This window comes from Streptomyces sp. GC420 (genome assembly GCF_009916105.1).
Classification (GTDB): domain Bacteria; phylum Actinomycetota; class Actinomycetes; order Streptomycetales; family Streptomycetaceae; genus Streptomyces.
The window spans coordinates 1-22481 of record NZ_JAAAXQ010000095.1 but is presented as its reverse complement, the minus strand read 5'-3'; the positions used below and the strand labels follow the sequence as shown (position 1 = coordinate 22481).

Sequence of the window (22481 nt, the reverse complement as noted above, 5' to 3'; positions counted from 1 at the left end):
GGGGGCGGTAGGCGAAGCGTTCCGCGCCGACGGCGACGGTGGTGGAGACGAGGACGGCCCCGATGAGCATGAGCGGCAGGGCGATCAGCATGGACGTGCCGTCGGGGAGGACGTACACGTAGACCGTGAGTGCGCCGAAGGCCCCGGTCATGAAGATCTCGCCGTGGGCGAAGTTGATGAGCTGGACGATGCCGTAGACCATTGTGTAGCCGATGGCGACCAGCCCGTACATGGATCCTAGTAGCAGGCCGTTGACCAGCTGCTGCGGCAGTTCGTTCACCGCATGTCCTCCGAGACGTTCGGATGTTCGACGGATGTGACCGATATCCGGTTTTGGCCGGATGTGGCACCGCGCGGGGCGCTAGTTGGTGCAGCGCCCCGCGCGGCTTTCTTGGTGCGGGTGTGTGGGTCAGCCGGTGTAGGTGCCGGACTTGACCGGCTTCCAGGCGTCGCCCTCGTACTTGTAGACGGTGAGCTGCTTGTTGGTGGCGTCACCGAACTCGTCGAAGGAGACCTTGCCGGTCACGCCGTCGAAGGAGACCTTCTGCATGGCTTCGGTGACCTTGGCGCGGGCGTCGTCGGGCAGCTTGCCGTCGTTGGCTTCGACGACGGCCTTGACGGCCTCGATGATCGCCCAGGCGGAGTCGTAGGAGTAGCCGCCGTACGCCTCGAAGGGCTCCTTGTACTGGGCCTTCTTGTAGTTGGCGACGAACTCCTTGGCGGAGGGCAGTTCCTCGACGGGCGCGCCGACGGAGGTGGCGAGGTCGCCCTGGCCGTCCTTGCCGGAGAGCTTGATGAAGTCGGCGCTGAAGATGCCGTCGCCGCCGACGAGCGGGATCTTGGCTCCGGCCTTCTTGATCTGCTTGCTGAGCGGGCCGGCCTGGGGGTACTCGCCGCCGTAGTAGACGACGTCGGCGCCGGACTTCTTGACCTTGGTGGCGACCGCGGAGAAGTCCTTGGTGTCCGGGTCGATGTGGTCGGTGCCGACGACCTTGCCGCCGAGCTTCTTGAACTCGTCGGTGAAGGTGGCGGCGAGGCCGGCGCCGTAGGTCTTCTTGTCGTCGATGACGAAGACCTTCTTCTTCTTGTCGTCGTTGTACAGGTACTGCGCGGCGAACGGGCCCTGGATGGCGTCCGTGGTCGCGGTGCGGAAGTACGACTTGTACGGGCGGGCCTTGGTGCCGCCGTTCCAGTCCGGGCCCTGGGAGAGGGCCGGGTTGGTGTTGGCGGGGGAGACCTGGACGAGTTTGGCGTCGTCGAAGACCTTCTGCATGGACTCGGCGACGGAGGAGTTCAGCGGGCCGACGGCGCCGAGGACTTCCTTGTTGGCGACGAGCTTGGTGGCGTTCTGCTGGCCGGACGACGGCTGGGCCTGGTCGTCGAGGGCCTCGACCTCGAAGGTGATGCCGTCGACGTACTTCTTCTCGTTGGCCTGCTTGGCCGCGAGGTCCACGGAGTTCTTGATGCCCAGGCCCAGTGCCGACAGGTCGCCGGTGAGCGGGGCGTCGATTCCGATGACCACGGTGGTGCCGCCGCCGGTGTTCGAGCCGCCCTCTTCGTCGCGCGAGCCGCAGGCGGTGAGAGTGAGCGCACCCGCCGCCAGCGCGGCGGTTATGGCGATGAGCGAACGTTGACGCACGAGTCAGTTTCCTTTCCCTGGCACAGCGGCCCCTCGTGGAACGCGCCGAGTCGAGCGCTGGATCGGTTGTGGTCCGATTCCGGTGGCGCGGTGACTGGCGGTGACTCTAGGCGGGTAGGAGGAAATGATGGAGTGTTCCGGGCCATGATGTGACGCTCTTGTTATGCCGGGGCGTAATGCAGAGCGCGACTCGGCGGGCGGAACGGGTGAATTCCGGCCGGTTCGTCTTGTCCGCATAGTGAGAAAACGCAGGGTGCTCTGTCATGGATGCAGGACTGTTCCACTGTTTGGCTCATGACGCCTGCTCGTTGCCGCAGGCTACTTCGATTGCTTTGGAGAGGTCTTGGGCGTACCGCTCGCCCAGGATGAAGCTGTGTGACTGGATTGCGCGCGTATTACGCAGCGTTACATCGATGAAAGGGAGACGGGCGCTGCGTGGCGCACTGGTGCAATCGGTCACATAAGCGGTGACCGTAATCCGGTGCGGGTGGCCGACGCGGGTGCGGAACGGGGTCCGCGGCTCGGTGCTCAGGGCGAGGGCGGCGGACGGCTGGACGATCCGCTGCACGGTCACCGGGGGGCCCGCGTCCACGGTGAGCTCGACGGCGAAGCTGAAGGCTCCCTCCAGGGTCCCGGCCGGGGTCTGCCGCTCGCCCAGATAGGCGACGGTGACGACCTGGGACGGCATGGGGGTGACGGGCGGCGGCGGGTCCTGCGGCCGGGTGGCGTAGACGTAGCCGCCGGTCAGGGCGAGGGCCACCGCGGACGCGGCGGCGATCACGGCCCGCCGGTGCCGCGTGTACGCCTCGGCGAGCCGGCCCCGGGAGCGGGGCGGCGGGGCCGCGCCCGGATCGCCGGTGCCGTGCCAGGCGTCGCCGTCCCAGGCGTGGGTGCCCTCTCCGGGTTCGACGGGGCCGGTGCCGCTCACTGCCAGGCACCTCCGGTCGGCCCTCCGCCGCGGTACCGCTCCTCGCAGCGCTCGTGGGCGCGGCGGTCGATCAGGCCCTCGGCCGCGGCGCGCCCCTCGCGGTCCCGTTCGGCCCGCGCGGCGTCCACGATCCCCCTGAGGATCTCGTACTGGCCGTTGGACAGGCCCATCGACTGGTAGTCGCCGTAGGTGCCGGTGTCCAGGACGGCGCGCGACCAGTGCGCGACGATCCGCGCGCACAGCTCCGCGGGCGGGGTGGCCGACGGCGAGGGGGACCGGGAAGCGTACGCGGAGGGGGAGGCGGAGGAGGGCGGTGGGGCCGCCCCGGCGCCGGAATCCCCGGATCCCCCGGATCCGCAGCCGGTGACCGCGGCGGCGAACACGACCGCCGGCCCGAGTGCCCGGCCGAGTACCGCCCCGGAGCGGGGCGCTGCTCCTGTCCTCATGAGTGAACGCTAGGGCGCGCGGCGACCCGGGATCAATGGCTCGCGTCGGCCGGGCCGTTCCCGGGACGGACCCGGCCGGATGTGTGCGGGTGCCCGGCGGATGCCGGGGCGGCGGGGAGGCGCCGGGCGGCCGTCTCAGCCGGCGGCGCCGACGCGGGCGGCGTCGGCGGGGCCGACGTCACGCAGCATGCAGGTCAGCCGGGCCGTGCAAACCCGCTTGTCCTGCTCGTCGGTGACGACGATCTCGTAGGTGGCGGTGGAGCGGCCGCGGTGCAGCGGTGTGGCGACGCCGGTGACCGTGCCGGAGCGCACGCCCCGGTGGTGGGTGCAGTTGAGGTCCACGCCGACGGCGATCTTGCCGCTGCCGCCGTGCAGCATGGAGCCGATGGAGCCCAGCGTCTCGGCGAGGACGGCGGAGGCGCCACCGTGCAGCAGGCCGTAGGGCTGGGTGTTGCCCTCGACCGGCATGGTGCCCACGACGCGGTCCGCGGAGGCCTCGACGATCTCGACGCCCATGCGGGTGCCGAGGTGGCCGGCGGAGAACATGGCATGGAGGTCGACGCCCAGTGCTGTGTACTCGTCGATGACCTCTTGCGGGAAGTTCACCGTGCGCTGCTCACCCATGTGGTCCGGCTCCGTTCGATTTTGCGTGTGGTGGACACCGTCTTATCAGGTGGCTAAGCGAACGCTCATACGGGGGGTTCTGTTCCCGTGCGCGGCGGCGTGCGCGCGGCGGTACCGCGCGCACGGCCGGAGCGGGGCCCGGCGGTCACTGCGGGAGGGGGACCAGGCGGACGACGACGGACTTGCTGGCGGGCGTGTTGCTGGTGTCGGCGGTGGCGTCCAGCGGCACCAGGACGTTCGTCTCCGGGTAGTACGCCGCGGCGCAGCCGCGCGCCGTCGGGTAGTGGACGACCCGGAAGCCGGGGGCGCGGCGCTCCGTGCCGTCGTTCCACTCCGAGACCAGGTCGGCGTACGAGCCGTCGGGGAGGCCGAGCTCCCGGGCGTCCCCGGGGTTGACCAGCACCACCCGGCGGCCGTTCCTGATGCCGCGGTAGCGGTCGTCCAGGCCGTAGACGGTGGTGTTGTACTGGTCGTGGGAGCGCAGGGTCTGCAGCAGCAGCCGGCCCTCGGGCAGTTCGGGGTACTCCACCCCGGCCGCGGTGAAGTTGGCCCTGCCCGTGGCGGTCGGGAAGCGCCGCTCGTCGCGCGGGGCGTGCGGCAGGGCGAAGCCGCCGGGGCGTGCCACCTTGTCGTTGAAGTCCTCGAAGCCCGGCACGACGCGGGAGATCCGGTCGCGGATCGTGGCGTAGTCCGTCTCGAACTCTTCCCAGGGTGTCGCGGAGCTCTCGCCGAGGACCCGGCGGGCGAGCCGGCACACGATGGCCGTCTCGGACAGCAGGTGCGGGCTCGCGGGCTCCAGGCGGCCGCGTGAGGCGTGCACCATGCCCATGGAGTCCTCGACGGTCACGAACTGGTCGCCGCCGCCCTGCACGTCCCGCTCGGTGCGGCCGAGTGTGGGCAGGATGAGTGCCCGGGCGCCGGTCACGGCGTGCGAGCGGTTCAGCTTGGTCGACACGTGGACGGTCAGCCGGGCGCGGCGCATCGCGTCCTCGGTGACGTCCGTGTCGGGGGAGGCGGCGACGAAGTTGCCGCCCATCGCGAAGAAGACCTTCGCCCGTCCGTCGCGCAGGGCGCGGATGGAGTCCACCGTGTCCAGGCCGTGGTGGCGGGGCGGGGCGAAGCCGAACTCCTTCTCCAGGGCGTCGAGGAAGGCGGGCGCGGGCCGCTCGAAGATGCCCATGGTGCGGTCGCCCTGGACGTTGGAGTGGCCGCGCACGGGGCACACGCCGGCACCGGGCCGTCCGATGTTGCCGCGCAGCAGCAGGAAGTTCACCACCTCGCGGATGGTGGCGACGGCGTGCTTGTGCTGGGTCAGGCCCATCGCCCAGCACACGATGGTGCGCTCCGAGGCGAGGACCATGCGCAGGGCCTCCTCGATCCGGGCGCGGTCGAGGCCGGTCGCCGTCAGTGTCCCGTCCCAGTCGGCGGCGCGGGCGGCGGCGGCGAACTCCTCGTAACCGTGGGTGTGTTCGCGGACGAATTCCTCGTCGACGGCGCCCGGGGTGTCGAGGACCAGCTTGTTCAGGAGCCGGAACAGTGCCTGGTCGCCGCCGATGCGGATCTGCAGGAAGAGGTCGGTCAGCGGGGTGCCGCCGCCCGCGAGGCCCTTGGGGGTCTGCGGGTTCTTGAACCGCTCCATGCCCGCCTCGGGCAGCGGGTTCACCGTGATGATCCGCGCGCCGCCGGCCTTGGCCTTCTCCAGCGCGGCGAGCATCCGGGGGTGGTTGGTGCCGGGGTTCTGGCCGGCGACGATGATCAGGTCGGCCTTGTAGAGGTCTTCGAGGAGGACGCTGCCCTTGCCGACGCCGATGGTCTCGGTCAGCGCGGAGCCGGACGACTCGTGGCACATGTTGGAGCAGTCGGGCAGGTTGTTCGTGCCGAACTCGCGGGCGAAGAGCTGGTAGAGGAACGCGGCCTCGTTGCTGGTGCGGCCCGAGGTGTAGAACACCGCCTCGTCGGGGGAGCCGAGCGCGGCCAGTTCCCCGGCGACGATGTCGAAGGCACGGTCCCAGCCGACCGGCTCGTAGCGCTCGGCGCCCTCCGCCAGGTACATGGGGTGGGTGAGGCGGCCCTGCTGGCCCAGCCAGTAGCCGCTGCGGTCGGCGAGGTCGGCGACCGGGTGCGCGGCGAAGAACTCCGGGGTGACCCGGCGCAGCGTCGCCTCCTCGGCGACGGCCTTGGCGCCGTTCTCGCAGAACTCCGCCGTGTGCCGGTGATCGCCCTCGGGCCAGGCGCAGCCGGGGCAGTCGAAGCCGTCCTTCTGGTTGACGCGCAGCAGGGTCAGGGCGGTGCGCCGTACTCCCATCTGCGCCTGTGCCATCCGCAGCGTGTGGCCGATCGCGGGAAGCCCGGCCGCGGCGTGCTGCGGCGCCGACACCTCCGGCGCGTCCTGCACCGGGTCTGACTGCGGCGGCTCGACTGCCATGATCGCTCCCCTTCGCGCGTCCCGTCGCGCGGCCGTCGCACACCGCGAGTGCCGCTGATTCCGATGGTCGCACGTGGTGGCGGCGTCCCTCATGTCCCCGCGGGCCCGCGGGGGGCCGCCGGGGTCCGTGCGCGCGGTCACGGCTGTCAGTGGGCCGTGGCAGGATCGGGGGCGTGGCAGAGACAGCACCGAAGCAGACCGCACAGTCCGACTCCGCAGGTGGGGAGCGGAGCCGTCCCCGGCTGATGCTCATGGACGGGCACTCCCTCGCCTACCGGGCGTTCTTCGCGCTGCCCGCGGAGAACTTCACGACCGCTCTGGGGCAGCCGACGAACGCAATCTATGGATTCGCCTCCATGCTCGCGAACACGCTGCGGGACGAGCGGCCCACGCACTTCGCGGTCGCCTTCGACGTGTCCCGCAAGACCTGGCGCTCCGACGAGTTCCCGGAGTACAAGGCGAACAGGACGTCGACGCCCGACGAGTTCAAGGGCCAGGTCGAGCTGATCGGCGAGATGCTGGACGCCATGCGGGCCGAGCGGTTCGCCGTCGAGGGCTTCGAGGCGGACGACATCATCGCCACCCTCGCCACCCAGGCCGAGGCCGCCGGCTTCGAGGTGCTGATCGTCACCGGTGACCGTGACTCCTTCCAGCTCGTCAGCGAACACACGACGGTGCTGTACCCCACCAAGGGCGTCTCGGAGCTGACCCGGTTCACGCCGGAGAAGGTCCGGGAGAAGTACGGCCTCACCCCCGCCCAGTACCCGGACTTCGCGGCGCTGCGCGGTGACCCGTCCGACAACCTGCCCGGCATCCCCGGCGTCGGCGAGAAGACCGCCGCGAAGTGGATCAACCAGTTCGGTTCCTTCGCCGAGCTGGTCGAGCGGGTCGACGAGGTCAAGGGCAAGGCGGGGCAGAACCTCCGCGACCACCTGGAGTCGGTGAAGACCAACCGCAGGCTCACCGAGATGGTCAGGGACGTCGAACTGCCCAAGGCCGTCGCCGACCTGGATCGCGCGCCCTACGACCGCCAGGCGCTCACCCTCTTCCTGGACACCCTGGAGATCCGCAACCCCTCCCTGCGGGAGCGGCTCCTCGCCGTAGACCCCGGCGCCGAGGAGGAGGAGACCGCCCCGGCCGCGGGGGTCGCGCTGGACGGCGCGGTGCTCGGTGCGGGCGAGTTGGCGCCCTGGCTGGCGCGGCACGGCGGGCAGCCGCTGGGCCTGGCCTGTGTGGACGCCTGGGCGCTGGGCGCCGGCAGCGTCAGCGAGATCGCGCTGGCGGGGGCCGGCGGCGAGGCGGCCTGGTTCGACCCCTCGCAGCTCGACGAGGCCGACGAGCGGGCCTTCGCCGCCTGGATCTCCGACCCGGCCCGGCCGAAGGTGCTGCACAACGCCAAGGGCGTCATGCGGGTCTTCGCCGAGCACGGCTGGACGGTCGGCGGCGTGGCCATGGACACAGCCCTCGCCGCCTACCTCGTCAAGCCCGGCCGCCGCTCCTTCGCCCTGGACGCCCTCGCCGTCGAGTACCTCGGGCGGGAACTCGCCCCGCCCGCCGCCGACGGGCAGCTCGCCTTCGGCGTCGACGAGCAGGCCGAGGCCGACGCCCTGATGGCACAGGCCCGCGCCGTCCTGGACCTCGGTGACGCCTTCACCGTCCGGCTCGGGGACGTCGGCGCCGCCGAGCTCCTCACCGACATCGAGCTGCCCACCTCCGCGCTGCTCGCCCGCATGGAACGCGCCGGCATCGGGGCCGACCGCGAGCATCTGGAGCGCATGGAGCAGCAGTTCGCCGACGCGGTGGCCCAGGCGGTCAAGGAGGCGCACGCCGCGGCCGGCCGCGAGTTCAACCTGGGCTCGCCCAAGCAGCTCCAGGAGATCCTCTTCGATCAGCTGGGCCTGCCGAAGACGAAGAAGACCAAGACCGGGTACACGACGGACGCCGACGCCCTGGCATGGCTCGCCGCGCAGACCGAGCACGAACTGCCCGTGATCATGCTGCGCCACCGCGAGCAGGCGAAGCTGCGGGTCACCGTCGAGGGACTGATCAAGACGATCGCCGCCGACGGCCGTATCCACACCACCTTCAACCAGACGGTGGCGGCCACCGGCCGGCTCTCCTCCACCGACCCGAACCTGCAGAACATCCCGGTGCGCACCGACGAGGGCCGGGCCATCCGCCGCGGTTTCGTCGTGGGCGAGGGCTACGAGTCGCTGATGACCGCCGACTACAGCCAGATCGAGCTGCGCGTGATGGCCCACCTGTCCGAGGACGAGGGCCTGATCGAGGCGTTCACCTCGGGCGAGGACCTGCACACCACCGTGGCCTCCCAGGTCTTCTCGGTGCCCAAGGACGCCGTGGACGCGGAGATGCGCCGGAAGATCAAGGCGATGTCCTACGGTCTCGCGTACGGCCTGTCCGCCTTCGGGCTCTCCCAGCAGCTCGGCATCGAGGCGGCCGAGGCGCGCGGCCTGATGGACACCTACTTCCAGCGCTTCGGCGGGGTCCGGGACTACCTCCACCGTGCTGTCGAGGAGGCCCGTGCCACGGGCTACACGGAGACGATGCTGGGCCGCCGCCGGTATCTCCCCGATCTCAACAGCGACAACCGCCAGCGCCGTGAGACGGCCGAGCGGATGGCCCTCAACGCGCCGATCCAGGGCACCGCCGCGGACATCGTGAAGATCGCGATGCTGCGGGTCGACAGGGCCCTGACCGAGGCGGGCCTGAAGTCGCGGATGCTCCTCCAGGTCCACGACGAGATCGTCCTGGAGATCGCCCCGGGCGAGCGCGACCGGGTGGAGGAACTGGTCCGCCGCGAAATGGCGTCCGCGGTGGAGCTCCGCGCCCCGCTCGACGTGTCCGTCGGCGACGGGACGGACTGGGAGTCCGCGGCCCACTGACCGCGTCCGGCGCGGGCGGGGCCGTGTCACTTCACCGCTCCCCGGCGCCCGCGCCGGCCCACGGGGTCCGCCGGATGGCGGGCGGCCGCCCGGGCGCACCGTGAGGGGTGGGCCTGCGGGCCCGGCGGGCGTGAAGCCCGCCGGCCTTCCGGGCTGGGCACCGTGCTGCCGCCGTCACGGACGTGCGAGCGTGAGCGGACCGCACCGCGGGCAGGGGCCATGCCTCGGGCCGGCGCGGCCGCGGTCGGGCCCGTTTCGCGGGACGTCCTCGCTCAGTGCTCCGGCCGGGGGGGCTCCCTCGGGCGGGGCTCCGGGCGCCCCGCGGGTGGCCGGTGTGTCCGGCCGCGGCCGGTGTCCTGCCCGCGGGAGCCGCGGTGTCCGCGCCGCTCGCCCCGGGTTCGCCGGAGGCACCGGCCCGGCGTCCGCGGCCGCCGGATGTTCCCTCGCGGGGCGCCACGCTCGACGCGCGAAGGCCGGAGCAGACCTGGCGGGTCCCGCGCATGCGGTCCGGGGACGTCCGCCCGCGGACGGAGAGGAAGGGCTGCGCGGCTCCGCGGCCGCGGACGGCTGTCAGCGGGACGGCTGAGGGCTGGGTTCGTGACGGGCCGGAGAGCTGTGGCGGGCAGGGTGGCGCAGGCGGATCGCCAGGGCGAACAGGGGCAGTGCCGCGGCCAGGCCCGCGCCCGCGCCGAAGCAGAACGTCGGGATGATCTCGTAGGCCTTGGCGTCCGCGCCGTGGTACGCCCACCAGCGCAGGCAGCGGTGCGCGGCCGCCAGGAGGACGCACACCGCCAGGGCCGCCCAGGACGCGATCCGCTCGCCGCGGGTCGGCCGGGGCAGCGCCGCCGGTGTCCCCACCGGGCCGTCCTGGCGGCGGACCGCGGAGACCAGGAACCAGACGATCACCACGAAGGCCACCGCGGAGCCCCCGTACTGCGCGTACCAGTACAGCGGGGAGCCGGCGATCTCCTCGCCGAGCACCGGGAGGACCCGCATGCCCCAGCGGTCCAGGTGCGTGAACGCGTCCCACACGACATGCGTGCCCGCCCCGATGACCGCGGAGGTGTAGAACGCGCAGGCCAGCGGCAGCGCGCCGCGCCCGCGCAGGCTCCGGCCCGCCAGCACCCCGTACACCCGGCCTCGCCACGCCTCGGGCACCACCAGCGCCACCAGGGGTTCGCGCAGCAGCAGCCACAGCCCCACCAGCAGCGCCGTGAGCAGCACGTCGGCGGTGAACACGCCGAGCGGGCCGTGCGTGAAGTCGCCGAACTCCATCGCGCCGGGCACTACCGAGGCGGCGTAGTACGTGAGGTCGGGGGAGAAGGACCCGGCGACCAGCGCCGAGGCGATCAGGCCGCCGCGTGCGGCCCCGCTTCTGCGGATGCCCGGCAGAACGGCGGCGGCATGACTGAGCGTGAACGGCATCTGCTCCCCAACGGCCGTTGATCAACTGCGGTCGGTATGCGGGACGCAGGGGACCGCCCGGGGAGTTCCCTCCCCGCGGCACGGGAGTGCGCGGACTGTTCTCATGTCGGCCGGTCGTTGCTACGGTGCCGGGACCCGAAGAAACTGACGCATCATCAGCTCATGGGTGGGCGCACCGCCCGGGGGAGGCCCAGCATGCGTGCCCTGACCGCCGCCGCCGTCGGACTGGCCGCCGCGCTCGCGCTGGTCCTCGGCCTGACCGCGCTCGCCTCCTGCTCCTCGCCCGGCGAGACCTCGCCGGAACCCCTGCTCACCACCGTGCCGGGCCCGAAGGGGCGGTGACGCAACGAGGGCCATGACAGCAACGACGGCCATGACAGCAACGACGGCAACGACACACGACAGCAACGACAGACCGCGATGCGCAGAGCGCAAGACGTGAAGGGGGCCGCCCCGTGCGCCGCAAAGCCAGCCTCGTACTGCTCGCCCTCGCCGTCTTCTTCGCCGCCCTGTCCCCGCTGCTGCGCCACTACGCCTTCCCCCGGCTGGTGGAGATCCCCCCGGGCCAGTACCAGGAGACGGTGCTGGAGGCCAGGCCCGCGACCCTCCTCGACTACGGCACGATGCGCGCGCGGAAGGTCGAGAAGGTCACCATCGTGCAGACGCTCAAGGGCAACGTGGAGGAGTCCGAGAAGATCGAGCGCAGCGCCGGGCGGGACGTCGTGGTCTGGGACGGCCTGGCCTACGTCGAGGGGCCCGACGGGAAGATGGTGTCCCTGCTGCCCGAGCGGTACATCTTCGACGCCCACAGCCAGGCCCCCGTCCACGCCACCGGCGAGTCCGTCGACGGCGACCCGGTCAGGCGCGAGGGCATCGAGTTCAAGTGGCCCTTCCTCACCGAGAAACGCGACTACGAGTACTTCGACGCGCAGACCCGCACCTCCGCGCCCATCCACTACAAGGGCACCCGCACCTTTCGCGGACTGGAGGTCTACTACTTCGAGCAGACCGTCCCCTGGACCAGGGTGAAGCTCCCGAAGAAGCTGCCCGTCGAGGGCATCACCCCGGAGTCGGTGGCAGAGACGGGAACGACCCGCTGGTACACCACCAAGCGCATGTTCTGGGTCGAGCCCGTCACCGGCGCACCCGTCAACGGGGAGGAGATCCACACCGAGGAACTGCGCGGCGGCACCCTCCTCGGTGACCGCGACAAGGTCACCGCGTTCTCCGGCCACGTGAGGATGCGCGAGGACTACATCGACCACACCGTCGCCCTGGTCGGCTCCCAGCGGACCCTGGTGCTGCTGATGACCTCGTACCTCCCCAAGGGCTTCCTGGGGCTGGGCGCGGCGCTGCTCGCCCTCGCCCTCGTGCTGGAGGCACGCGGCCGCGGGCCCGGGCGCCGGGACCCGGCACCGGCCCGCGCCGGCGCCGAGGACCCGGACCCGGTCAGCGCGTGACGGGCCCCTTGCCGCCCGCCCGCTCCGCCGCCTGCCGCGCGGCCCGCGCCTTGGTGTGCCGGGTGGGTTCCGCGGCGGAGGGATCCTCGGGCCACGGGTGCCTGGGGTAGCGGCCGCGCAGCTCCGAGCGCACCGCCCGGTACCCGTCACGCCAGAACGACGCCAGGTCGGCCGTGACGGCCGCCGGCCGGCCCGCCGGGGACAGCAGATGCACCAGTACCGGCACGCCCGCCACCCGCGGCGTCTCGGCCAGCCCGAACATCTCCTGGAGCTTCACGGCCAGCACGGGCCGCTCCCCCGAGTAGTCCACCCGGATCCGGGACCCGCTGGGCACCTCGATCCGCTCCGGCGCCAGCTCGTCCAGCCGGGCGGCATCCCCGGTCGCCCACGGCAGCAGCCGGCCCAGCGCCCGCGCGGTGTCGATCCGCTCCAGGTCCGCCCGCCGCCGTGCCGCGCCCAGCTCCGGCTCCAGCCACTCCGCGGCCCGGGCGAGCAGGGCCTCGTCCGCGACGTCGGGCCAGGTCCCGCCCACCGTCCGGTGCAGGAACGCCAGCCGCTGCCGCAGGGCCACGGCCTCGCGCGGCCAGCGCAGCAGCCCCGTGCCCTCCGCGCGCAGCCCGTCCAGCAGCGCCTGCCGTAGGAGGCCGGGGCCCGGCGTCCTCAAGGGGCGTACGGCCAGTTCCACCGCACCCAGCCGCTCCACGTGCCGGGCGACGACGTCGCCGCCGTCCCAGCGGACCTCCTCACCCACCGCGTACAGCGCCGCGGCGGCCTCCCCGGCGGTCTCCTCGTCCACGGCCGCGCCCAGCCGGACCCGCGCCGACGCCGCCCCCGCCGGCCGGTCCGCCACCGCCACGGCCACCCAGGGCGCGCCGCGCAGTCCCGAGCCCTCCGCGAGCTCGGCCCGTGTCCCGGAGACCATCAGGCACGACCCGTCGCCGCGTGCCCGCGCCACCCGCTCGGGGAACGCGAGAGCGGCGACGAGTCCGGCCACAGCGTCGTCGTCACCCCGCGGCCCGTCCCCGGCGGCGCGCACCGCACCGTCCCGGGCGCCGGCCGCCTCCGCCGCGGCCGCGCCGGCCGCCGCGGACAGCCGGCGGGCCTCCGCGCGCCAGCGGGCCGCGTAGGCGTCGCCGCCGCGCCGGGCCGCCCGCCACACGGTGGCCAGATCGTCCCCGTACGCCGGCGGCGGCTCCTCGCTCAGCAGCGCGACCACCTCGGCCGCGCGCCCCGCCCCTACCAGTCCGGCGCCGTCGACGAGGGCCCGCGCCAGCCGCGGATGGAGGCCGAGGCCCGCCATCCGGGTGCCGCGGGGGGTGGGCCGGCCGTCCGCGTCCACCGCACCGATCGCGGCCAGCACCTCCCTCGCGGCGGCCATCGCGCCCGCCGGCGGCGCGTCGAGCAGGGAGAGCGAGGCCGCCTCCGGGTCGCCCCAGCACGCGGCGCGCAGGGCGAAGCCCGTCAGGTCCGCCACCGCGATCTCCGGAGCGGGGAAACGGGGCCGGGAGACGTTCTCGGCCTCGGCCCAGCAGCGGTAGGCGTGCCCGGGTGCCTCACGGCCCGCACGGCCGGCGCGCTGCGCCGCGCCCGCCAGGGACACCCGTACCGTCGTCAGAGACCCCAGCCCCCGGGCGTGGTCCGTGCGCGGCTCGCGGGCCAGCCCCGAGTCGACGACCACCCGTACCCCCGGCACCGTCAGGCTCGACTCGGCCACCGACGTGGACAGGATGATCCGGCGGCCCGGCTCCCGCGGTCCCGCGAGCACCGCCTCCTGCGTCTCGGCCGGGGCCCGGCCGTGCAGCTGGAGCACCTCGGCGCCGGCCCCGGCGAGCAGCCCGGCCACCCTGGCGATCTCGCCCACGCCGGGCAGGAAGCACAGCACATCGCCGTCCGGCACCTCCCGCAGCGCCCTGCGCGCCACGGCCGCCACATGGCCGAGCAGCGCGGGATCGACCCTGGTGCCGTGCGGGGGCCGCACCCCGGCGGGCGGCGGCGCGTAGGTCACCGCGACTGGGTGCAGCGTGCCCCGCGCCTCGACGACCGGCGCGCCGTCCAGCAGCCGGGACCAGGCCGCGGCGTCGGTGGTCGCGGAGGCGGCGAGCAGCCGCAGCTCGGGCCGCAGCGCCTCGCGTACGTCCAGCAGGAACGCGGCGGCCGTGTCCGCGTCCAGGTGCCGCTCGTGGACCTCGTCCAGCAGCACCGTGCCGACGCCGGGCAGCTCCTGGTCCCGCTGGAGACGCTGGAGCAGCACGCCCGTGGTCACGACCTCCACCACGGTGCGTGCCGAGACCCGCCGCTCCCCGCGCACCGTGAAGCCGACCCGCTCACCGACCGGCTCGCCCAGCAGCCACGCCATCCGGCGGGCCGCCGCCCGTGCCGCCATCCGCCGCGGCTCCGCCACCAGCACCCGGTGCGGTGACGCCGGGTCCACCAGCAGTCCCGCCAGCGCCAGCGGCACCAGCGTCGTCTTGCCGGTCCCGGGCGGGGCGGACAGCACGGCCGTCCCGCGGGTGGCCAGCGCCTCCGCGAGGGCGGGGAGCGCGGTGCGTACGGGCAGGGCGGCGAGCGAGTCGGTGCGGATCACGCACCCAGTCTCTTACGCCCCGCGTGCGGCCCGGCGCCCGCGTGCGGCCCGGCGCCCGCGTGCGGCCCGGCGCCCGCGTGCGGCCCGGCACCGGCGCGGGCGGCGCGCCCTGTCCACCCGGTAGGGACACGTCCGGGGCCGTGCGCGTACCCGCCGGCCTCAGTCCCGGTCGCACACGAAGATCGCCGTGCCGGGGATGAGACTGCCGCGCAGCGGGGACCAGCCGCCCCACTCCTGGCTGTTCCACAGCGGCCACTCCGGTTCGACCAGGTCCACCAGCCGGAACCCGGCGGCCACCACGTCCCTGACCCGGTCGCCGATCGTCCTGTGGTGCTCGACGTAGACGGCCCGGCCCTCCGCGTCCTGCTCGACGTACGGCGTGCGGTCGAAGTACGAGGCTGAGACCGACAGCCCCTCGGGGCCGGGCTCGTCGGGGAAGGCCCAGCGGATCGGATGGGTGACGGAGAAGACGAACCGGCCGCCGGGCCGCAGCACCCGCCGCACCTCGCGCAGCACCCGCACGGGGTCGGCGACGAAGGGCAGCGCCCCGTACGCCGAGCAGGCCAGGTCGAAGGCGGCGTCCGCGAAGGGCAGGGCGCCCGCGTCCGCCTCGACCAGCGGGATTCCGCCGCCGATGCGCAGGGCGTGCTGGAGCTGGCGGTGCGAGAGGTCGAGGGCGACCGGGCGGGCTCCCTGGCCTGCCAGCCAGCGGGAGCACTGCGCCGCGCCCGCGCCGATCTCCAGCACCGACCTGTCCTTCAGCGCCGAGGCCGGCCCGAGCAGCCGTGCCTCGGCCTCGTCGAGCCCTTCCGGGCCCCAGACGAAGCGGTCGTCGCCGAGAAACGCGCCGTGCTCGTTCTGGTAGTCGTCGGCGTTCGAGTCCCACCAGCCGCGACTCGCCCGGCTGGACTCCGTGTCGCCCGCTTGCCGCCGGGTTGCCTGCGGCTCCCCGGGCTCCTCGGGCTCACCGGGAACCTGTGGCTCTTGCCCTTCGTACTCTTGGATGATCGCGCCCCTCGTCGTAGTCTTCGCTCACGCGCGGCGAAGCCCGGACGTCCTCGGAAGCCCGGAGCGGAAGTGCGCGGAGCGAGCCCCTGTGGCCTCACACAACGTTAGTTGTGCCGGGAATGCGGCAATCCGCCCCGGGTGTGCGCCTTCGCGCATTGACCCTGCCCGGCTGCCCCCGTATGCTACAAGTTGCGCTGCGGGCCTGCGCGCCTCAGACGGAGCAGGCCGCGCTCGCATCTGTTGTATGTCCCCTCGGTTGTCGAGGCGCCCTCCGTTGTATCGGGGGTTCGGCGCTTCCTAGGCTGTCCGGCTTCTGCAGCTGCGATACGGGCTCACGGCGTGGCATTACCTACGACTCAATGTCCGTACCGGAGCCCTTTCCCACATGACGAGCAGCACCGAGACCACCGCCACCACCCCGCAGGTAGCGGTCAACGACATCGGTAACGAGGAAGCCTTCCTCGCCGCGATCGACGAGACGATCAAGTACTTCAACGACGGCGACATCGTCGACGGCGTCATCGTGAAGGTCGACCGGGACGAGGTCCTGCTCGACATCGGTTACAAGACCGAAGGCGTGATCCCGAGCCGTGAGCTCTCGATCAAGCACGACGTCGACCCCAACGAGGTCGTCGCCGTCGGTGACGAGATCGAAGCCCTTGTTCTCCAGAAGGAGGACAAGGAAGGCCGCCTGATCCTCTCGAAGAAGCGCGCCCAGTACGAGCGTGCCTGGGGCACCATCGAGAAGATCAAGGAAGAGGACGGGATCGTCACCGGTACCGTCATCGAGGTCGTCAAGGGTGGTCTCATCCTCGACATCGGCCTCCGTGGCTTCCTCCCGGCTTCCCTGGTCGAGATGCGCCGCGTCCGCGACCTCCAGCCCTACGTGGGCAAGGAGCTCGAGGCCAAGATCATCGAGCTGGACAAGAACCGCAACAACGTGGTCCTGTCCCGCCGTGCCTGGCTGGAGCAGACCCAGTCCGAGGTCCGCCAGACCTTCCTCACCACCCTCCAGAAGGGCCAGGTGCGGTCCGGCGTCGTCTCCTCGATCGTCAACTTCGGTGCCTTCGTGGACCTGGGTGGCGTCGACGGTCTGGTCCACGTCTCCGAGCTGTCCTGGAAGCACATCGACCACCCCTCCGAGGTCGTCGAGGTCGGCCAGGAGGTCACGGTCGAGGTCCTGGACGTCGACATGGACCGCGAGCGCGTCTCCCTGTCGCTCAAGGCGACCCAGGAAGACCCGTGGCAGCAGTTCGCCCGCACCCACCAGATCGGCCAGGTCGTGCCCGGAAAGGTCACGAAGCTGGTTCCGTTCGGCGCGTTCGTCCGTGTGGACGAGGGCATCGAGGGTCTGGTGCACATCTCCGAGCTGGCCGAGCGCCACGTGGAGATCCCGGAGCAGGTCGTCCAGGTCAACGACGAGATCTTCGTCAAGGTCATCGACATCGACCTCGAGCGCCGTCGCATCAGCCTCTCGCTGAAGCAGGCAAACGAGGCCTTCGGTGCCGACCCGACGGCGGTCGAGTTCGACCCGACCCTGTACGGCATGGCCGCGTCCTACGACGACCAGGGCAACTACATCTACCCCGAGGGCTTCGACCCCGAGACCAACGACTGGCTCGAGGGCTACGAGAAGCAGCGCGAGGAGTGGGAGCGCCAGTACGCCGAGGCGCAGGCGCGCTTCGAGCAGCACCAGGCGCAGGTCATCAAGTCCCGCGAGGCCGACGAGCAGGCCGCGGCCGAGGGTGCGGGCGCCCCGGCGCCCGGCGCCGGTGCGGGCGCGGGCGGCGGCGGTTCGTACTCCTCGGAGTCGGACGACACCTCCGGTGCCCTCGCTTCGGACGAGGCCCTGGCCGCGCTCCGCGAGAAGCTGGCCGGCGGCCAGAGCTGATCGCTCACCCGCCAGCCACCAGTAGGTAGGCAAAGCGGCGAGGCCCGCTCCCCCGTCGGGGGAGCGGGCCTCGCCGCTTTGCGGCAGGTCAGGGGAGAGGAACAGCGTCGCGACGCGCCGGGGGCGAGCCCCTCGGTGGGATTAGCGCAATAACGGCCCCTTGCGCGAGAGGCGGGAGGAGGGCGCGGTCCGTGAGGCGCGCCGGCTTCGGCGTCACCGTCTCCGGCCGCGGTGGGGCCTGCCGCCGGGCAGAGGTGCGGTGTGCCCGCGTGCGGCGGCCCGGTGCGGCCCGAAGCCCGGGGAGCGGCGTCGCCCGGCTTTCGTGCCGCCCAGCGGCCGGTACGACGTGCCGTTGCCGTCGATCGCGCGGGGGAGCGGACGGGCCGCGGGCGGGCGGTCGGCGCGCGCGGGCTCACCGGCCGGTCCATGCTCACGGCCGAGGTGCCGCAGCGCTCTCCACCGCTCACGCCGCGGGTCCGGCGCGGGCCCCAAACGCCGTAACGGACACCCGTGTTGGGTCCGGTCGTGGCCTTCCCCACAGGACCGGGCAGTAGCGTGCGGGGACGGCGTCCGGCCGCGCAGGGCCACCGTCCCGTCGCGGACGGTACGGAGTCCGCGGACGGTCGTGGGATCTTGGATGCCGCTCACCGGGCCCCGCGCGGCGCCCCGCCGGGGAATGCCCGGGCCGAACACCGCGTTGTCGACCATGAACACGAGGAGGAGCGGTCACAGTGCTTGATCCGGAGAGTTTGTACGAATGGGAGCCGAAGGGCCTCGCCGTCGTCGACATGGCGCTCGCGCAGGAATCGGCCGGGCTGGTCATGCTCTACCACTTCGACGGCTACATCGACGCGGGTGAGACCGGCGAGCAGATCGTCGAGCGTCTCCTCGGGAACCTCCCCAACCAGGTCGTTGCGCGCTTCGACCACGACAGGCTCGTGGACTACCGCGCCCGCAGGCCCCTGCTGACGTTCCGGCGCGACCGCTGGACCTCGTACGACGAGCCGTCGATCGATGTGCGGCTGGTGCAGGACGCCACCGGGGCGCCCTTCCTCGTGCTGTCCGGGCCGGAGCCGGACGTGGAGTGGGAGCGGTTCGCGGTCGCCGTGCGGCAGGTCGTGGAGCGGCTCGGTGTGCGGCTCTCGGTGAACTTCCACGGCATCCCGATGGGTGTGCCGCACACCCGTCCCGTGGGCCTCACCCCGCACGGCAACCGCACCGACCTGATGCCCGGCCACCGCAGTCCCTTCGAGGAGGCCCAGGTGCCGGGCAGCGCCGAGTCGCTGGTCGAGTTCCGGCTCGCCGAGGCCGGGCACGACGTGCTCGGCGTGGCCGCGCACGTCCCGCACTACGTGGCCCGCTCCCCGTACCCGGACGCCGCTCTGACGGCGCTTGAGGCGATCACCGCCGCGACCGGCCTGGTCCTGCCGGGCGTCGCGCACGCGCTGCGCAACGACGCACACCGCACCCAGACCGAGATCGAGCGTCAGATCGGCGAGGGCGACGAGGAACTGGTCGCGCTGGTCCAGGGCCTGGAGCACCAGTACGACGCCGTGGCGGGCGCCGAGACCAGGGGCAACATGCTTGCCGAGCCGGCCGACATCCCGTCCGCCGAGGAGATCGGCCGCGAGTTCGAGCGGTTCCTCGCCGAGCGGGAGGGCGAGGGCTGACCCCCGGACGCGCGGGCGGACGGTTGGCCGGACGTCCGGCCCGACCGTCCGGCGGAGCGGACTGCCTGCCCGTCCGCGACGGGCGCCGCCTATGCTGCTCGGCATGCTGAAGGTGGGCCTGACGGGCGGAATCGGTGCCGGCAAGAGCGAGGTCTCGCGGCTGCTCGACTCGTACGGAGCGGTGATCGTCGACGCGGACAAGATCGCGCGTGAGGTGGTGGCGCCCGGGACTCCGGGTCTCGCGGCGGTCGTGGAGGCCTTCGGGCCGCGGATTCTGACCGGGGACGGCGGCCTGGACCGGCCCGGGCTCGGCGCCATCGTCTTCTCGGACCCGCAGAAGCTCGCCGTCCTCAACGCGATCGTCCACCCGCTGGTCGGCGCGCGCTCCGCTGAACTCGAGCGCGCGGCCGGTCCCGACGCCGTCGTCGTGCACGACGTGCCGCTGCTCACCGAGAACGGACTGGCACCGCTGTACGACGTGGTCGTGGTCGTCGACGCCTCGCCGCAGACCCAGCTGGACCGGCTGGTGCGGCTGCGCGGAATGACCGAGGAGGAGGCGCGGGCCAGGATGTCCGCGCAGGCCGACCGCGCGGCGCGGCTGGCGGTCGCCGACCTCGTCATCGACAACGACGGGCCGCTGGAGGCGCTGGAGCCCCAGGTGCGCGCGGTGTGGGAGGAACTGAGGAAGCGGGGGCGCTAGCCGGTTTTCCGGCCGCCCGGTGGTGTCCCGGGGCGCGTGCGCGGGAATGCCACCGGAATACGGTGACCGCCGCTGATGTTCATCTCAGGGCGTCCACTGCATGGGAGGACATGACCGTGAGCGAGCGCACTCCGGAAACCGACGTCATCGACTACCGCGCCGCCGAGCAGCTGTTGGCAGCCCGCGACCCCAGGGGCGCGGTCAAGCTGCTCGACGAGGTCATCGCCGCCCACCCCGAGAACACCGCCGCCCGGCTGCTGCGGGCCCGCGCCTTCTTCGCGGCGGCGCAGCTGCGTCCCGCCGAGCTGGAGTTCCAGCTGGTCCTGGAGCGCGAGCCGGACAACGCCTTCGCGCACTTCGCGCTCGCCAGGACCTTCGAACGCGCCAACCGTCCGCAGCAGGCCCTGCGGCACTTCCGGCTGGCCGCGGCGCTCGATCCGAAGCCGGAGTATCTGCGGGCCGCCAGGTTCGGCCGGTAGCGGGCCGCGGGCGGCCGGCGCCGTTCCGGCGGCACGCACGCCACGGCGCTTCCCGCGCTTCCCGCGCTTCCCGCGCTTCCCGCGCTTCCCGCGCTCCCGCGCTCCCGCGCTTCCCGCGCTCCCGCGCTCCCGCGCTTCCCGCGCTTCCCGCGCTCCCGCGCTCCCGCGCTTCCCGCGCTCCCGCGCTCCCGCGCTCCCGCGCTCCCGCGCTTCCCGCGCTCCCGGGCCCGGACGCGCCCGGGCCCCGGCGCACGTCCCGGCCGGTTGCCGTGCGCGTGCCGTTTCAGCCGCGGCGCACGCACGTGTACGCGCCGTACAGGGAGCCCTCGAAGGAGACGTCGGCGATCTCGAAGCCGGACGCCTCCAGCAGTGGTTCCAGCAGGAACCGGTAGGTGCTGTGCTCGGTGCGTACATGCTCGGCGTAGTCCTCGGCGGTGTACCCGTCCGCGGGGTCGCGGGCCGCGCCCGCCAGCCAGGAGTCGAGCACGGTGCGCGCCTGCGCGGGCCGGAAGTCGTAGACCAGGTCGCGGAGCCTGAGGATTCCGCCGGGCCGCAGGATCCGGGCGATCCGGTCGAGGGCGACGCCCTTCCAGAAGTCCGGCAGCTGGTGCAGGGCGTGCCGTGTGTGGACCGCGTCGGCGGCCGGCCCCTCGTGCTCGTACGACAGGAAGCCGGCCCGTACGCACTCCAGCCGTCCGGTGGCGCCGGATTCGGTGGCCCGCGCGCGCAGGTGCCCGATCATGGCGGGCGAGATGTCGACCGCGATCACCCTGCCGATGCCCGCGCGGACCGCGGCCAGCGCGAACCGGCCGGTCCCGGCGCCGAGGTCGACGACGGTTGAGGAGGGACCGATGCCGTGGTCGCGCAGCAGCGCGAGGTCGGCGGCCGGATCGGGGTATCCCTGTTTGCGGTCGAAGCCCGCGACGAACGCGGGGTCGAGGTGCTCGGGACCCGCGTGGGCGAGTTCGTCGATCTCCCACAGCCCCGGCACGCCGGTCCGCCTGGCCGGGCGGGTCTCCCCGGTCGCTCCGTGCTCCCGTGTTTCCCCCGTGTCCCCGGTCTCCGGCCGCTTCACGGCGTCCCCCTTCCGACGGTGCGCTTGACCACGGGCCTCTCGTCCGGGGCGACCTCCTGGCCGTCGATGGGCCGCCGGTTGCGGACCTACGGATGATGGGCGACCCGGCCCGGCCCTGTCATGCGGATTTCCACGGAACCGGGGACCGAGGGACCGAGGGGATCCCGGGGCGGGGCCCCGGAACGGACTCAGCGCCGGCCGGGCGGATCGGGCGGTTCGTACGGGGGGACGTCGGGGCCCGGCTGATAGTGCGGACCCTGGCGGATGTGGCGTACGACCATGAACAGGTCCACGGCGACGATCAGGGCAAGCACCCCGCAGGCGACCGCCCAGCCCGGCCGGCCCTGGAACGCGAAGGCGACGCTTCCGCCGACGGTCCAGATCAGGCCCCACACGCTCAGCCAGAACCGCATCCGCAGCGGGCTGCGGGCGGTCATCGGTTCGCTGCCGGTTCGCATCGTGACGCATCTCCCGGTTCCAGGGTACGGACAGTCTCCTTCCGGCTGCCCCTCCGGCTGCCCCTCCGGCTGCCCCTCCGGCTGCCCGTCCGGATGCCCGTCCGGCTCCCGTCCGGCTCCTGCTCGGGGCTCAGCCGCAGTGGAGATCAAGGTCCCTGGTCACGTCCCTCAACGCCTCGGCCACAGAGGGGTACAAGGGGATGGAGTCGTGGAGGTGGGTGATCCGGAAGACCTTGCGGGCCAGTGGATGCGCGGCCACGGCGCACATTGCGAGGCCGCGGGCGCGGGCCACGCGCTGGGTCTGGAGCAGCACACGGAGGCCCGTGGCCGTCACGATGCAGCCGTGCAGGTCCACGACGAGTTCGGAGGTGCCCCGGCGGTCCAGGAGCCCGCGGAGGCAAGAGCCGACCTCGTGGTCGTTGGCGATGTCTATGACGTCCGTGACCTCGACCACGAGCCGGTCGGCAACCTGGTAGTGCGACAGGTCCATGCGTCACTCCTCGCCAAAGGTCTGTGTTCAACGGGTATCCCGAAAAGGCCCGTGAATGCTCCCCTCACCCGCGACCTGTTCCACCTGCCCGCGCGCCGTGCCCCGCGTTCCCCGCCCCGCACTCTCGAAGTCGCGTACGGATTCCGGGTACGCGGGTTCCCGGACTTCGGCGGCGCCCGAGCGATGAGTTCCGCGGGCGAGAGCGGTCCGACCCTGTGACCGCGACATCACGACGCTTCCAGAGGTGACTTCCGATGACCGACACCACCGCCGCCG

Annotated in this window: 18 protein-coding genes and 1 pseudogene; 7 read left to right on the top strand and 12 right to left on the bottom strand. The window is 72.8% G+C overall.

The window, feature by feature from the left end:
- From GUY61_RS14590 to GUY61_RS14565, 6 genes and pseudogenes are all read right to left on the bottom strand, one after another.
- Positions 1 to 280 (bottom strand): annotated as a pseudogene (locus GUY61_RS14590) (branched-chain amino acid ABC transporter permease); the annotation flags it as partial.
- A gap of 129 nt (positions 281 to 409) precedes the next feature.
- Positions 410 to 1639: a branched-chain amino acid ABC transporter substrate-binding protein gene (locus GUY61_RS14585; protein WP_166630573.1), complete on the bottom strand. Its 1230-nt coding sequence runs from the start codon at positions 1637 to 1639 to the stop codon at positions 410 to 412.
- A 292-nt stretch (positions 1640 to 1931) separates the two neighbouring features.
- Positions 1932 to 2567, bottom strand: coding sequence for a Tat pathway signal sequence domain protein (locus GUY61_RS14580; protein ID WP_166630572.1), 636 nt, complete (start codon positions 2565 to 2567; stop codon positions 1932 to 1934).
- Complete coding sequence (locus tag GUY61_RS14575; RefSeq protein WP_166630571.1) at positions 2564 to 3013, bottom strand: hypothetical protein; 450 nt, start codon at positions 3011 to 3013, stop codon at positions 2564 to 2566. Before GUY61_RS14575 ends, GUY61_RS14580 begins: the two co-directional genes overlap by 4 nt.
- 135 nt (positions 3014 to 3148) lie before the next feature.
- Positions 3149 to 3637, bottom strand: coding sequence for a hotdog fold thioesterase (locus GUY61_RS14570; RefSeq protein WP_166630570.1), 489 nt, complete (start codon positions 3635 to 3637; stop codon positions 3149 to 3151).
- A gap of 145 nt (positions 3638 to 3782) precedes the next feature.
- Positions 3783 to 6062, bottom strand: a complete 2280-nt coding sequence (locus GUY61_RS14565) for an FdhF/YdeP family oxidoreductase (protein WP_166630569.1) — start codon at positions 6060 to 6062, stop codon at positions 3783 to 3785.
- Positions 6063 to 6235: 173 nt separating this feature from the next.
- On the opposite strand from GUY61_RS14565, the gene polA reads away from it, so the two are divergent.
- The gene (polA, locus tag GUY61_RS14560; protein ID WP_166630568.1) at positions 6236 to 8965 is read left to right on the top strand and encodes a DNA polymerase I; all 2730 of its coding nucleotides are present in this window, start codon (positions 6236 to 6238) and stop codon (positions 8963 to 8965) included.
- A gap of 570 nt (positions 8966 to 9535) precedes the next feature.
- Here the strand turns inward: polA and GUY61_RS14555 are convergent.
- Positions 9536 to 10390, bottom strand: coding sequence for a DUF4184 family protein (locus GUY61_RS14555; RefSeq protein ID WP_166630567.1), 855 nt, complete (start codon positions 10388 to 10390; stop codon positions 9536 to 9538).
- A 195-nt stretch (positions 10391 to 10585) separates the two neighbouring features.
- Between GUY61_RS14555 and GUY61_RS14550 the strand changes: the two genes are divergently transcribed.
- Both GUY61_RS14550 and GUY61_RS14545 read left to right on the top strand, forming a co-directional pair.
- Entirely contained in the window at positions 10586 to 10732 is a 147-nt protein-coding gene (locus GUY61_RS14550) for an SPW_0924 family protein (RefSeq protein ID WP_166630566.1), read from the top strand.
- 113 nt (positions 10733 to 10845) lie between these two features.
- A complete protein-coding gene (locus tag GUY61_RS14545) occupies positions 10846 to 11850 on the top strand; it encodes a DUF3068 domain-containing protein (RefSeq protein WP_166630565.1) in 1005 nt (334 codons plus the stop codon).
- Here the strand turns inward: GUY61_RS14545 and hrpB are convergent.
- Both hrpB and GUY61_RS14535 read right to left on the bottom strand, forming a co-directional pair.
- Positions 11840 to 14434, bottom strand: coding sequence for an ATP-dependent helicase HrpB (gene hrpB, locus GUY61_RS14540; RefSeq protein ID WP_166630564.1), 2595 nt, complete (start codon positions 14432 to 14434; stop codon positions 11840 to 11842). The genes GUY61_RS14545 and hrpB overlap by 11 nt on opposite strands.
- Positions 14435 to 14593: 159 nt before the next feature.
- Entirely contained in the window at positions 14594 to 15442 is an 849-nt protein-coding gene (locus tag GUY61_RS14535; RefSeq protein ID WP_313896664.1) for a class I SAM-dependent methyltransferase, read from the bottom strand.
- A gap of 385 nt (positions 15443 to 15827) precedes the next feature.
- On the opposite strand from GUY61_RS14535, the gene rpsA reads away from it, so the two are divergent.
- The 4 genes from rpsA (at position 15828) to GUY61_RS14515 (ending at position 20182) form a co-directional block, all read left to right on the top strand.
- Positions 15828 to 17333: a 30S ribosomal protein S1 gene (gene rpsA, locus GUY61_RS14530; RefSeq protein WP_166630563.1), complete on the top strand. Its 1506-nt coding sequence runs from the start codon at positions 15828 to 15830 to the stop codon at positions 17331 to 17333.
- Between the two features lie 731 nt (positions 17334 to 18064).
- Positions 18065 to 19003 carry a PAC2 family protein gene (locus GUY61_RS14525; protein ID WP_166630562.1) on the top strand — a complete coding sequence of 313 codons (939 nt, stop codon included), beginning with the start codon at positions 18065 to 18067 and terminating at the stop codon, positions 19001 to 19003.
- A 103-nt stretch (positions 19004 to 19106) separates the two neighbouring features.
- Positions 19107 to 19703: a dephospho-CoA kinase gene (gene coaE / locus GUY61_RS14520; protein WP_166630561.1), complete on the top strand. Its 597-nt coding sequence runs from the start codon at positions 19107 to 19109 to the stop codon at positions 19701 to 19703.
- Between the two features lie 116 nt (positions 19704 to 19819).
- Complete coding sequence (locus GUY61_RS14515; protein ID WP_166630560.1) at positions 19820 to 20182, top strand: tetratricopeptide repeat protein; 363 nt, start codon at positions 19820 to 19822, stop codon at positions 20180 to 20182.
- Between the two features lie 283 nt (positions 20183 to 20465).
- Here GUY61_RS14515 and GUY61_RS14510 read toward each other — a convergent pair whose 3' ends face one another.
- From GUY61_RS14510 to GUY61_RS14500, 3 genes are all read right to left on the bottom strand, one after another.
- Positions 20466 to 21257, bottom strand: coding sequence for a class I SAM-dependent methyltransferase (locus GUY61_RS14510; protein WP_208105980.1), 792 nt, complete (start codon positions 21255 to 21257; stop codon positions 20466 to 20468).
- 188 nt (positions 21258 to 21445) lie between these two features.
- Positions 21446 to 21715: a DUF6343 family protein gene (locus GUY61_RS14505; RefSeq protein ID WP_166630559.1), complete on the bottom strand. Its 270-nt coding sequence runs from the start codon at positions 21713 to 21715 to the stop codon at positions 21446 to 21448.
- Between the two features lie 130 nt (positions 21716 to 21845).
- Positions 21846 to 22205: an STAS domain-containing protein gene (locus tag GUY61_RS14500; RefSeq protein ID WP_166630558.1), complete on the bottom strand. Its 360-nt coding sequence runs from the start codon at positions 22203 to 22205 to the stop codon at positions 21846 to 21848.
- Positions 22206 to 22481 lie beyond the last annotated feature (276 nt).